The following is a 12859-nucleotide window of genomic DNA, read 5'->3' on the forward strand; positions in this document are numbered from 1 at the left end:
CCTGTCTACCTATCTGTCCTATATGTTCTTGCATTGATTAGAGAGCGGACCCGACATAGTTGGTTCGTCTTCGAGATGTAACTTTCGACGAATCTTTTTGCCGCTCCGTACCGCCGATTCACGGGCGCTACCGAATATCCATGAAGATTGGAATACTGAATCCGACGGTCTTGGTCAGACACCCGCAAATACTCGCGCCACGGTTAGCGGAGGCAGGACACGAAGTCGTGTTCTACCAGCCGGAAGAGGGGCGGGGGAATCCGCCGACCGGGGAGAACATCACGGTGAAACACTATCCGGCACGCTTCATCCCGAAAATCCGCTATACGCTTCCGACGCCGGGATTCTATCGGCTGTTGACGGACGACGTGCCGACGCTCGATAGACTCGTCATCGGCGGCTACCTCTATCCGGTGTGTTCGATAGCGGCGATACTGGGGCGGCGGTTCGACGTCGAGACGACCGTCATCGTGAACAACCTCGTGGGCGTCGAGTGGTTTTACGGGGACCAGTTCATCGATGCGGTATCGAAAGTCTACACGCACTCCGTCGGTCGTCTCACGTTCTTGGCCGCCCACAACGTGGTCGGACAGGGAGAGTACGTCCGCGACGGACTGAACCGATTCGCGCCCGAGGGGCGAACGTCGGTCATCTCGACCGGAATCGACCTCGACCACTACGCGCCGGGCGCGACGTCGCCCGCCGAATTCGAGCGAACGGATTCCATCGAACTGGTGTACGTCGGTCGCCTCGACCCGGTGAAGGGGGTACGGAACTTGCTGGAAGCGTTCGTCGAACTGCAGGAGCGAGGGACGCGGGACTACCACCTGACGCTCGTCGGCGACGGGACGAAGCGGGCCGACTACGAACGGTTCGTCGAACGACGGAGGGTACAGGATGCCGTCACGTTCGCCGGATATCAGGACGACGTTCGGCCGTTCCTGTTGGCGGCGGACGTGTTCGTGCTGGCGTCGGTGGCTGAGGGACCACCGGCGGCGATACGCGAGGCCCAAGCCTGTGAGACGCCCGTCGTCGCCACCGACGTCGGCGGCGTTTCGGATTTGGTTCACGGTGGCGTCGTCGTCCCGCCGAACGACCCGGAGGCGCTGGCGGACGGAATCGAAACGCTCGCCGAGGAGGATCTCGCCGCCCGCGGTCGGATGGCGCGGGAGTACATGGTCGAACACTTCGACGTCGATTCGATGATGGACGAGTACGCCGCGATTCTCGCTGGCGGGTGAGCGAACACCGATTCGGCTCCGTGCCGCGGAGGTCGTGCCTGTCCACCGAGCGACGGCGGTCATAAGAGTTAATAATTTAAATAAAGTATCTGGTCATTCAGCATGGACGGGAGGAAATCAGACACGAACGAGGAGAGTGCGGGGTATCGTAGCTACGTCCCATCGAAGCGCGTCATTCGAATCGCGTTCGTTCTCGTCTTACTGGTGTTGAGCGCGCCGATTGCAAGCGCGTATCTCCAGAGCGGGACCGAATGGTCGAGCGCGAGGATGGAAAACAGGACCGTCCCGCCCGCCAACGGGGTGACGGTCGTGACGTCGGACGCGTACGGTGGCGGTCGCATCGGTGCATACGGACCGAGCGGAAAGACGCTGTACTACAACGATTCACACGACTTCTACCACGACGTGGACCCGAGTGCGAAGGGGGAGAATACCGTCCTCTACGTGGCGTCCGACGACGTGAGCAAGAGCGAGTGTGATTCATCCGTGAAATGCCGACGGAGCGTCGTCGAACGGCTCAACCTGACGACGGGGAAGATAACCCGTATCTGGTCGGACGTGCGCCCGTCCCGCGGTTCGAGCGCGATTCACGACGTCGATTACCTCGGAAACGGGAAGCTCCTCGTGGCGGAGATCAATCCGCCGGACGGCGTGTACATCGTGGACACGAACACCGACAACATCGAGTGGTACTGGCGGGCGGAGCAGAACTTTTCCCACGCGAGCGGCGGGAACTTCCCGCGGGATTGGACGCACATCAACAACGTCCAGCAACTACACGACGGACGAATCGCGGTCAGCGTCCGCAATCAGGATCAGGTCATCTTCCTCAATCGGTCGACGGGGATGAAGTCCAACTGGACGCTCGGTGCCGACGACCGGCACGAGACGCTCTTCGAGCAGCACAACCCGGACTACATCAACGAGTCGAACGGCGGACCGGCGCTCCTGGTCGCCGACTCGGAGAACAACCGTGCCGTCGAGTACCAGCGGTCGAACGGTAGCTGGAACCGGACGTGGGCGTGGAGCGATTCGAAGATGCAGTGGCCCCGCGACGCGGACCGACTGCCGAACGGTCACACGCTCATCACCGACTCCAACGGGGACCGAGTGCTGGAGGTCAACAAGCAAAACGAAATCGTCTGGTCGATGTCGTTCCCCGGACCGTACGAGGCGGAGCGGCTCGGAACCGGCGACGAGAGCACGAACGGAACGAGCGCGAAGGCGCTCGGTCTCGAACCGCACACCGCCGGTTCGACCACGGACGGGACGTCGTACGTCGTCGCGGCGATGGCCGAGCAAGCGGTGCACACCGGGATAAATCTCCTGCCGCCGCGAATACTCCACGCGCTCCTCTTCGTGTTTCCCGTGTGGATAACGCCGGTGAGCGCGATTGCAGCCCTCGCGTTGGCGGGAGTGGTCGTGCTCTGGTTGTTGTTCGAACTGCACTGGGCCAGTTACACGCTCTCCTTTTCGCTCCCGGTTCGGCTCTCGCGCGAGTCGTCCGACACCGACTCGAGCGACGGGAACGCGGAACGATAAGCGGACGTTCCCGCTTTCGGTCGGGTCGTAAAATTCGCTACGACAGGCGAACGCGAACCCGCTACGACAGGCCGCCCGAAAACGCGCGCTGAACGTGCGTAAAGACGACGTAACCGAATCCCAACAGTCCGGCGAGCAGTATCCAGCGGAGTCGCAGCTGCCATCGCGGTCGGACGTGCGCCGGTGACGTGAGTTCGAGCAGCATCAGCAGGCCGACGAACGAGACGAGGAAGAACGTCTCGACCGAGAGCACGCCCAGAATCGAGAGCGTGGCGGCCGCGACGAGCATCAGCCCGAGTTGGCCGTAGACGAACCGGCGTCGGTGGTCGAGAGTCATCGGTATCGGTACTCGACGGGGACACGTAGAAACCTATCGGCGGTCGTGATCGGCGCGAAAAATCGAAACAGCGGTGATCTAATCCGACTGTGCCGGGACCGACTCGGTTTCGTCCCGAATCACGTCGGGGACGAACCTGTCTTCGTGCGATTCTATCCGGTCCGTGTGGCGGGAAAGCGCCTGCAACACGTCCCGAATCCCGTCCTCGAACGACTGTCGCTGCTCGCCGATGAGCGACATGTAGCGGTCGTTCTCTATCTCCATCTTGTGGGTTTCGTTCTCCTCGCGCGGGTTCTCGAAGTGCTCGACCGACGTGTCGAAGTCGAACTCCGACGCCACCTCGTCGATGGTCTCGGCGATTTCGACGATACTGATGGCGCGGGTCACTTGGTTGTACACCACGAAGTCCTCGGGGCGGTCGTCCGCGTCGCCGAGCGCGAGGCGTGCGAGTCCTTCGACCGTATCTTCGAGGCTGGCGAAGGGTTTTCTCTGTTCGCCCTTGCCGTACACCGTCAGCGGGTAGTCCGCGGCCGCTTGCGCACAGAAGCGGTGGACGACGGTACCGAAGTAGTAGTCGAAGTCGAAGCGCGTCTTCAGTCGATCGGAGTCCCGCGTCTCTTCGGTTTCGGTGCCGTAGACGATGGCGGTCCGAACGTCGCTGATGGGAATCCCGAACTGCTTGTGCGCGAGGCGCATGTTCGCGGCGTCGTGGGATTTCGTGAGGTGGTACCAACTGCCCGCCATCGCGGGGAACGGCACCTCGTCGCGCTCGCCGCCGTTCTCCATCGTCGCACCCCCTTCCGGAATCGGGAACTCGGGCGCGCCGTAGACGCCCGTCGTCGTCGTCTCGATGAAATGGGTGTCCGTGAGGCCGTTCTCTTCGAGTCCCCACAGGAGGTTGCGCGTCGATTGTAGGTTGTTGTGCTGGGTGTAGTTCGCGCGCTCGCCGTTGATCTGCGAGTACGGTGCCGACGGCTGTGCGGCGGTGTGAACGATAGTTTTCGGTTCGTGAACCCGAAGGAGTTCGTCCACGAACGACTTCTCCGTCAGGTCGCCCTCGACGAACGAGAGGTTCGAGACGCCGAGTCGGTCGCGCGCGGCGGCGACGCGTTCGTTCGGGTCGGCGACCGGAACGGCGCTCTGACCGCCGACCTCCTCGACCCATCGACGTCGCCCGCAGTCGTCGACGCTGACGACGCGCTGGTCGGTTCGGTCGGCGATTCGAAGCGCGGTCGGCCAGCCGATGTAGCCGTCGCCGCCGGTCACGAGAATCGTCATGGGTTTCCCTCCTCGCTCGATTCGTCCGCCTCGGTTCGGCGGTCGCTCAGGTGCTCCCAGATTTCGGTACAGCCCACGCCATCCTCGACGTCGTGAAGATGGTGAGTGTGTTCGCGTTCGCGTCTCATTTGAGTGTCAGGGAACCATCCGTTCCGCCTTCAAGATTGTGGGCGTAACGGCGGTGAAACGGTCGAAATAAGGCAGTACGACGGGGTTCTCCGCCGTTTCTCATCGAATCGTTCGGGAAACGAAAACATAATCCGACGGCCGTCGGAACGACCGTCAGCGTCGGGCCGGGCCCATCGAGCGAACCCCGATAGCGACTACCTAACCGCGGTAGCGTCGGTCACGGTTCCGTGTCCTCGCCCGGCCGTTCGTCCGTCCCCTGGTCCATTCGTTCGTCGGTTACGATGCCGTCGGCGGCGTCGAGCAGGACGGACACGGTGTCCGTCGAAATTCCGTCCGACGCGAACACGACCCGCTCGTAACACGTGGTTAGGTCGGCGAGCGTCTGGTATTCGCGGTCGGTAACCACCGACTCGGCCGCGTCCCGGAGTTCGCGCGGCGTTGCCCACGGAGTGAGGTCGTAGTTACGGAGGAGATACCGACGGAACGCCGCGTAACCGATTTTGACCGCTCGCTCGTGGTCGCCCGACGAGAGTCGCGTCCGGGCGGTGTCGAGCGCGTCCAGTTCGTTCGCCGCGTCGTCTTCCGTCTCTGACAGGTCCTGCTCGACATCGCCGTCCGTCGAGTCGTCTCGCGCGTCCTCGCCGCCGGACAGTCCCTCGTCCGCCCCGTCCATATCGTCGCTCCGGCGCGACCGCACGAAGACCGTTCCGAGGAGGAAGACGAGGGTCAACAGCGCCGCACCGGCCCACGGCAACGAAATCCAACCGAGCAGGCTGGCGGGTTTCGAGACGGGTTCCACGACGTCGCTCGCCTGTGCGTTTTCCAGATTCGACGGTGGCGGTTCGTACGCCGCGACCACGGTCGCCGACTGGTCCGGGCCGACCGACGACGGAAGCTCGAACGTCGCGTTGTAGCTCCCGTTCGGCCCCGTTTCCACCGACGTGACGCGATTGCCGTTCACCCGAATCACGACCGTGCCATCAGTCACCGCTGTATCGTTCACCGCGGTATCGTTCCGCACTCGGAGTCGGCCGTGCGCTTCGACGCGGCTACCGTTGCGAGCGGCGTCCATCGACAGCGAGGTGTTCGTCCGTTCCACGCGGAGCTTACGGGTCGCGTTCGCCCCCGACAGGGCCTTCTCCGAGAGCGGAACCGTCGCCCGGAGCGTTCGGTTCCCGGACCGAATCGACGACGGAAGTCGGGTTCGAACAGTGAACGTGCCGTTCGGACCCGTCGTCGTCGTCCCGATGCGCTGGTCGCCGATACTGACGACGACCGGGACGTCCCCCGCCGAGACGCCTTTCGCGCCGACGGTTCCCGAGACGACGACCGGCTTCCCGAATCGGGTTTCGTTCGGCGTCCGCGTCAGTCCGAGCGTCGAATCGACCTGCGTTACGTTCGCCGCCACGGTGTCGGTCGATTCGAGGTAGGCGGATTCGTTCAGCGGGTGATACCTGACGGTCAGTCGTTTCTTGTTCAGGGGAAGCGTCGTCGGTCGATACGAGGCGGTGAACCGGCCGTCACCATCCGTCCGCGTCTCGATGGTTCGGTTCCCCACGTCGAGCGTGACGTTGCGATTCGAGATACGACTCCCGTTCGCCGTCGTCAACACGCCGGTCAAGTTCATCGGGTCGAGGAAGGAGACGTGATTCGACTGCGCGGTGACGTTCAACGCCGTCCGCTTGAACACGGCCGACTCGACGCTCGATTGCGTGGTCGAGATGTTCCGTGAAATGGTCGTCACCTGCCGCGACGAGCGGTTCAGGTCGACCCCCGTCGTCCCGGAGACGTTCCGGTACGTCGATTTCAAGGACGCACCCGACTGATTCGTCCGTTCGGCCAGTTGGTCGAGCCGCCGCGCCTGCTGTCGTGCGCGTTTCGTGTTTCCGTTCCGACGCGCCTTCCGATACTGCTTGTACGTCCGGCGATACTCCTGCACCGAATCGATAAATTTCCGTTGATTCTCCTTCCCCTGCCGGAACTGCTCCGTGTGGTTCGGGTTCCCCGGTGTCGATTGTTGAACCTCGACGTACTGACCGAGCTGGTTCGAGAACCGGTCGCCGACGATGCCGCGCGCCTTCTCGTACTGCCCCCGTTTGACCCGCACCATGCTGTTGCCGAGCCGATGGGCGAGTCGTTCCCGGAGCCACCGTTCGACCGCCGCCGAATCGCCCCGCTGTTGCACTCGGTCGGGGTCCCGGTGGCGCGGAACGGTCGCCGTCGTCCGACCGCCGATGGACCCGTTCGTCCCGTTTTCGGCGACGCGTCGCTCGGGCGACGTCGTGACCGTCGATTGTCCACCGCCGACGGCCGACGCGACGACGAGGGTGGCGACTACCGCCACTGCCAGCACGTATCTCGAACGGTTCATGGAACTCGGGTCCCGGCGGACCGCCACCCGGGTCGTCGGGCGACGACCCGACGGCTGTCCGGCGTTACGGCCGCCGCGCTGACGCCGACGTAAGCCGGAGCGGGGCTTAAAACCGGGCGACCGTTAGCGACGGTATGAGGGGGCTATCCGCGCGGGAACGTGAGCGCTGACTCGACGGCGGGCGGCGATTTTCGGTGCACCGATGGCGACGTCACCTCGGACGACGGAAACGACCGCTTACCGCCAGAACGATGTGGACGTGTTAACTGCCAACGTCGGCTCACCCTCAGGACGATGCACGCGACTCGTCGCCACTGGATGGTCGTCTCGTTCGGGCTCTCTTTTTCGGTGTTGGCGGTGCTGCTCGACCGTCCGGCGCTCGTCTTCGGCACGGTGGGCGTCGCGTGTTGGTCGCTCGTTCGCTCCGTCTCCTTCGCGTCGGAACTCCGACGGCAGGTCGAGGAAACGACCGTCATCCAGACGCCCGCCCGCGACAGCGTTCGGACGAACACGTCGCTATCGGTGAGCGTGGACGTCGAGGGACCGCGTGACACGCGACTCGACCTCAGCGTCGAATCTCGTCCGCCGCTCTCGAGTCGCGGGGCGAGCGCGGCGGCCCGGACCGCGACACTCGGTGCGGACGAGGCGACCGCTGCGACGACCTATTCGGTGACGATTCCGACCGCCGGAACCGCCTCGTTTCGACACCCGGTGCTCGAAAGCACCGACGAGTTGGGACTGTTCACCGGCCGGTGGGTCGGGGACGACGAACCGACGGTGACCGTCACGCAACGGACGCCGCGGAACGTTCACGTGGGACGCGGCGGCCAAATGGCACAGACGAGGTACGGGAATCAGCAGGCGGAACGAAACACGAGCGGACAGGCGACCGCCGAAATACGCGAGTACACGACCGGCGATAGCCTCCGCCACGTCGATTGGAACGCGACGGCTCGGTTCAACTACCCGCACGTCCGCGAGTACGAGAACGAAGCCGACCGCAAGGTGGTGATATTCATCGACCGGCGGCCGTCGGTCGGGAACGGTCGTCCGGGCGAAACTCAGTTCGCGTACCTTCGGGAGGTCGCGCTCGCGCTCGTCGAAGAGGCCAACGAACGGTCGGATTCGATCGCCCTGTACGCGGTCGGCCGCGACGGGATAACCGCGCGCTATCCGTTCCGTTCGACGCCGACGCACTACGCGGCCATCCGCGAGACGCTCTACTCGCTCGACCCTGAAGGTTCCGAGGGCGGTGTCGGCGGAGAGAGGAGTGAGGAGCGAGCGGCCACCGAACGAATGTCCGGGTCGGTCGCGTCCAGACGGCGGAGAACCCTCCGCGGGGACGACTCGGCGTTCGCGACGCGACTCCGACCCTTCCTTACGAACGCGACCGGGGCGGGGGCGAACGCCACGCCCCTGCGTTCGACGGTCGAACGGGGACTCACGCGACACACCGAGAACGTCTCTGCCGTCGTTCTCACGTCCGACGCCCACCGGCACGAGGTGCGGGACTGCGTTCGGCACGCGAGTCAGCAAGCGACCTGGGCGAACGCGTTTCTCGCGCCGCGCGTGTTGTTCGACCCGACCGACCTGACGGACCTCGACGAGACGTACGGACGGTACGTTTCGTTCGAGCGGTTCCGACGGAAACTCGGCGCGTATCCGCGGGTGTCAGCCTTCGAGGTCGGACCGGGAGACATGCTCGAAACCGTCCTCTCCTCCGCACGGGAGGCGCGCGTCTAACCATGCTCGAACCGAACGTTCGAACGCGATTCGGCGGAGTCGCCGTCGTCGCGGCGGCGAGCGCGCTGGCGTTCGCCCACCGGGGGGAGGGGGTGGTCGCGGGGGTCGCACTGGTCGCGCTCTGGGCGTTCACCCCGGCGGTGTACGCGTTCGTCGGCGGACAACTCGCCGTCGTCGCGCTGTATCAACCCCACGCTCTCGACTGGACGGTCCCGGTCGTCGAACTTGGGGTGACGCTCGCGCTGTTGTCGCCGTCGGTTCGGACGTCGAGCGCGCGGAGGAAGTCGGGAATCGCCGCCATCGTCGCTTGCTGTGTCGGCCTGGCGTGGGTCGGCCTCCTCGAACTCGGCACGCTAACCGTCGCGGCGGTCGTCGTCGTCGCGGCCGGTACCGCGTCGATGCTGATCACCCGGTACGGCCGTGCGGTCACGCGGGGTGACGTTCGATGAGCAACGAGCCACCCAGACCGGACGCGGAGCGCGATTCGCCCGGCGAGGACGAGCGGTTTCGACTGAAGGCGGAAGTCGAGATACTCCGCGAGGAGAACGCGGCGCTCCGGGAGGAGTACGCCCGCGTTCGACGGATCAGGAACCGAAACGCGGCGGTCGGCCTCGCGGTCGTGGGACTGGTCGCGGTCGGCGGAGCGGTGCTCCTGCCGTCCGTGCGGACGATTCTGCTCGTGCTCGGTGCGACCGGGTTGTTCACCGCGACGCTGGTCTACTCCCTCGAACCGACGCGGGTGCTCCCCGCGAGCGTCAGCGAAGCGGTCTACGGGACGCTGGCGGCCAACGAATCGTCGCTCGTCGCCGAACTGGGGTTGGACGGCTCGCCGACGTACGTTCCCACCGACGCCTCGGGAACGCCGTCGGTCGTGTTGTTCGTCACGCGGGCGACGGACGACGACCGGCCGTCGCTCCCGGATTCGGACGCCCTGTTCGTGATTTCGGACGGAGCGAACGAACACGGTGTCGCGCTCCACCCGAGCGGCGCATCCCTCCTCGACTCCGTTCGACGGTCGATACCCGACGAGGTGGGACGGACGCCGGAAGACCTCGGTAACGGTCTGGCGGAAGCCGTGGAAACCCTCGGCATCGTCGATGCGGCCTCCGCCGCGGTCGAAGACGAAAATCGTCTCACAGTGTCCGTGTCCGGGCAGTCGTACGGCTCGCTCGACCGATTCGACCACCCGGTCGTCTCGGTGTTCGCGGTAGGGCTGGCCGCCACGCTCGACGAACCGGTCCGCGTCGAACACGTCGAATCCACCGACGAAACCGACTCACTCGTCGAACTTCGCTGGGGCGAGTGATCAGGCGTCGTCCTGGTGGTCGTCGTCCGTCTGCTGGTGGTCGTCACCCTGCTGGTGCCCACCGTCAGGGGTCGGGACGAGTTCGTCCATCGTGCTTCCCGGCGGGTCGATAGACTCCTCGACGGAATCGAGTACGTCCGCCACCGTCGTCTCGCGTAACTCCGCGTCCGCGTCGAGCACCAATCGGTGGATGAGCACGGAACGAAGGTGAAACTTCACGTCGTCGGGTACCACGTAGGAACGGCCGTGAATCGCCGCTCGCGCCTTCGCGGTCTGGAGGAACGCTATCGATGCGCGCGGGGAGCCGCCGTACTCGACCGCCTCGTGCGTTCGAACCGCCTCGACGAGCCGCCGGATGTACGTTTTTATTTCCGGGGCGACGTGGACCTCGGTGACCTCACGTCGCGCGTCGTCGATGGCGTCGGCCGTCACGACCTGCGCTACGTCGTCCGGCCCGAGGTTCGGGTTCACATCGATGCGGTCGAGCAGTTCCTGCTCTTCGTCGGCGGACGGGAGGTCGACCACGACTTTCTGCTGGAACCGGTCGCGCTGGGCCTCCGGGAGTTGGTATGTTCCCTCCATGTCGATGGGGTTCTGCGTGGCGATGACCATGAACGGGTCGGGAAGCGAGAGCGTCTCGCCGTTGATGGTCACGTGTTCTTCTTCCATCGCTTCGAGGAACGCGCTCTGGGTTTTCGGCGTGGCGCGGTTGATCTCGTCGGCGACGACGAGGTTAGCGAAGATGGACCCCTTTTGGAGCGTGAACTCGCCGGTCCCCTCCCGGTAGACGTGGGTGCCGGTGATGTCGGCGGGCAGCAGGTCGGGCGTCATCTGAATCCGGCTGTGCGAGAGGCCGGTCGCCCCCGCGAAGAGATTTGCGACCATGGTCTTTGCGATGCCGGGGACGCCTTCGAGCAGGACGTGGCCGCCGGTCAGCAGGGAAACCGTGAGGTGTTCGACGAGGTTTTCCTTCCCGATGAGCACGTGGCTGACCTCCGTCAGAATCGAGTCGTACAGCGCCTCGGCGTCAGTCATCGTCCTCACCTCCCGTTCGCGCGGCGCGACTGGCGGCGACGACCCGCTCGATGCGGTCCCGCGACCACGACGGATACCGGCGTTCGATGGCGGCGGCCAACTCGTCGTCCTCGACGGACGGGACGGCGGACGCGTCGGCGTTCGCCCCGAACCGGCGGCTCCAGCCGACTCGCGCCGACAGCCGGGAAACAGCGTTCGAAATCGACTTCGGGTGGCGCACAGCGAGGGCGACGAGGGCGAGCGCGCTGACGAGGGTGAGCTGTGCCGCGAGCGACCGCCGAAGGACGACGAGCACGAGGGCGAACGGTGGCGGCGCTTCGCCGTGCGCGTAATCGAAGACGGCGCGGTCGTGTGCGGCGAGCAGGTCCCGAACGAAGCGTTCGTTGCCCGGACGGGAGAGCATCGAGTTGATGGCGATGCTCGGGTCGCCGACGACGACGACTCGCCCGTCGCCGACGGTCTCGACCGTCGCAACGGGATAGCTGTCGAGGTGTTCGGTCCCGTCGAGCGTCCCGTTGCCGTTCACGTCGCGGTAGCCGAAGTCGGACGTGGCGGCGAGCGTAGTCGCCCCGTTCGGTCGGATAGCGGTTCCGTAGTTGAGCGTCAGTCGGTCCGCCGTTGCGACGAGCGAATCGTTCGCGGCGGTCGTGTTTGCGGTGGTCGTGTTTGCGGCGGTCGTGTTTGCGGTGGTTGCGATTGGCATGGCTGGTGAGTGGTAGTTGTGTCGTTCGTCGCGGAGGGCGGCCCCGTCGATTCGGGCGTCCGCGCCGAGCGACGCGAGGAGGTCGTTGCTTCGGTTCGCGCGGTCGTCCATCACGACGACGGTGCCGCCGCGACGGACGAACCGGCGCAAGGCCATCCCCCGCGAATCCGACTGCGGGGCGACGACGAAGGCGACTGTCCCGTTCGCGCGAAGCGTACGATACCGCGACGGTTCGAGCACGACGTTCGGTCCGCCCCCGGAGTCGTCTATCCACCCGCGAAGGGTCGAAGTCCCGTCCCACGTGGGATTGTACGCGCCGAAATCGCGGGTCGAACTGACGCTTCCGACGGCTATCGTGACGAGAACGAGTATCGACAGGACGAGCAACGCAGCGGTCGGAGCACGGGGCGAGCCGCGTCCGTTCACTGTCGCTCCTCACACCCCGAGGACGCTATCCACGTCCCGGTCGCTCGCCATCGTCTGTCGGTCCCACCCGGTCCGAGAACGGCCCCCACGCGCGTTTTGCACGGTACCGCCTGTAAACGCGCTCCGGTCATTATCGGTGATGCGACGATGGTCCTTACAAAGGTATCGGCTATCGTGACGAATCAATGGCGGAGTATATCGTTCGTATCCGAGACGGGACGGTCCAGCGGGAACAGGATGGTGCGATGAACGAAGAACAGTTCATTCAGTGTGGAGAAATGAAATGGTACTGTAAATTCACCATACACAACCCGTTTTACGCGACGATTTCCGCGGAACGGATTCGTTGCGCCGAGCGAACAACGGTTCGAACGGACGAACGCGCGTCACCGCGAACGATATGTGCGAAATAGTCCAGTCGTAACGGCGTTATCACTCGCTGGACCGGGAGGTAACGTCGAAGTGGGCGCACACCCTCGGACTCGTGTTCTTACCGTCTCGGATGGGTCACGAACGGTCCCCAGATACCGTCGAAATATCGAGGTTAGACCGTCGGAATCATCTAAATAACAAATAAAGGTGCTCGCTTAGGAGGGCCGTGATATATATGATACCGTCATCGCTCGATGGACGACAGATCGCTGGTGGACGCCGCGTCCGAACGGCACAACCGCCGAAACGCGAAGAAACACCAAAATCGATCGAGAAAAGCGAAGACGAGAGAGCGTCGATGGAACGAGCAAACGCC

12 protein-coding genes are annotated in these 12859 nt (G+C 64.6%); 5 read left to right on the plus strand and 7 right to left on the minus strand.

All coding sequences use genetic code 11. The features are described from left to right. The first annotated feature begins 140 nt into the window (after positions 1-140). Together B208_RS0117350 and B208_RS0117355 are read left to right on the plus strand one after the other, a co-directional pair. Positions 141-1241, plus strand: coding sequence for a glycosyltransferase (locus tag B208_RS0117350; protein WP_007980907.1), 1101 nt, complete (start codon positions 141-143; stop codon positions 1239-1241). A 102-nt stretch (positions 1242-1343) separates the two neighbouring features. Beyond that, positions 1344-2783 (plus strand): aryl-sulfate sulfotransferase, encoded by a 1440-nt coding sequence (locus B208_RS0117355; protein ID WP_007980909.1) that lies wholly within the window; start codon positions 1344-1346, stop codon positions 2781-2783. Between the two features lie 61 nt (positions 2784-2844). Here the strand turns inward: B208_RS0117355 and B208_RS0117360 are convergent, their stop codons facing one another. From B208_RS0117360 to B208_RS0117375, 4 genes are all read right to left on the minus strand, one after another. After that, a complete protein-coding gene (locus tag B208_RS0117360) occupies positions 2845-3120 on the minus strand; it encodes a hypothetical protein (protein WP_007980911.1) in 276 nt (91 codons plus the stop codon). Between the two features lie 78 nt (positions 3121-3198). Then, entirely contained in the window at positions 3199-4398 is a 1200-nt protein-coding gene (locus B208_RS0117365) for an NAD-dependent epimerase/dehydratase family protein (RefSeq protein ID WP_007980913.1), read from the minus strand. Next, positions 4395-4526 carry a hypothetical protein gene (locus B208_RS24955; RefSeq protein WP_007980915.1) on the minus strand — a complete coding sequence of 44 codons (132 nt, stop codon included), beginning with the start codon at positions 4524-4526 and terminating at the stop codon, positions 4395-4397. Before B208_RS24955 ends, B208_RS0117365 begins: the two co-directional genes overlap by 4 nt. A gap of 218 nt (positions 4527-4744) precedes the next feature. Further along, a complete protein-coding gene (locus tag B208_RS0117375; RefSeq protein WP_232423849.1) occupies positions 4745-6898 on the minus strand; it encodes a hypothetical protein in 2154 nt (717 codons plus the stop codon). A 294-nt stretch (positions 6899-7192) separates the two neighbouring features. Between B208_RS0117375 and B208_RS0117380 the strand changes: the two genes are divergently transcribed. The 3 genes from B208_RS0117380 to B208_RS0117390 are packed head-to-tail and all read left to right on the plus strand — an operon-like array spanning position 7193 to position 9947. Beyond that, positions 7193-8641 (plus strand): DUF58 domain-containing protein, encoded by a 1449-nt coding sequence (locus tag B208_RS0117380; protein WP_232423850.1) that lies wholly within the window; start codon positions 7193-7195, stop codon positions 8639-8641. Positions 8642-8643: 2 nt separating this feature from the next. Continuing rightward, positions 8644-9090, plus strand: a complete 447-nt coding sequence (locus B208_RS0117385; protein WP_007980923.1) for a hypothetical protein — start codon at positions 8644-8646, stop codon at positions 9088-9090. Next, positions 9087-9947, plus strand: coding sequence for an MFS transporter (locus B208_RS0117390; RefSeq protein ID WP_007980925.1), 861 nt, complete (start codon positions 9087-9089; stop codon positions 9945-9947). The genes B208_RS0117385 and B208_RS0117390 overlap by 4 nt, the downstream gene beginning before the upstream one ends. On the opposite strand, the gene B208_RS0117395 is transcribed toward B208_RS0117390, so the two are convergent. From B208_RS0117395 to B208_RS24960, 3 genes are read right to left on the minus strand one after another with little or no spacing between them, the layout of a single operon-like run. Then, complete coding sequence (locus tag B208_RS0117395; protein ID WP_007980926.1) at positions 9948-10982, minus strand: AAA family ATPase; 1035 nt, start codon at positions 10980-10982, stop codon at positions 9948-9950. Then, positions 10975-12111, minus strand: coding sequence for a DUF4350 domain-containing protein (locus tag B208_RS0117400; protein WP_232423851.1), 1137 nt, complete (start codon positions 12109-12111; stop codon positions 10975-10977). Before B208_RS0117400 ends, B208_RS0117395 begins: the two co-directional genes overlap by 8 nt. Beyond that, on the minus strand, positions 12108-12242 hold the full coding sequence (locus B208_RS24960) for a hypothetical protein (protein WP_268741689.1): 135 nt from the start codon (positions 12240-12242) through the stop codon (positions 12108-12110). The genes B208_RS0117400 and B208_RS24960 overlap by 4 nt, the downstream gene beginning before the upstream one ends. Positions 12243-12859: the final 617 nt, after the last annotated feature.

Origin of the sequence: Haladaptatus paucihalophilus DX253 (assembly GCF_000376445.1) — an archaeon.
In the GTDB taxonomy this organism is placed as follows: Archaea; Halobacteriota; Halobacteria; order Halobacteriales; family Haladaptataceae; genus Haladaptatus; species Haladaptatus paucihalophilus.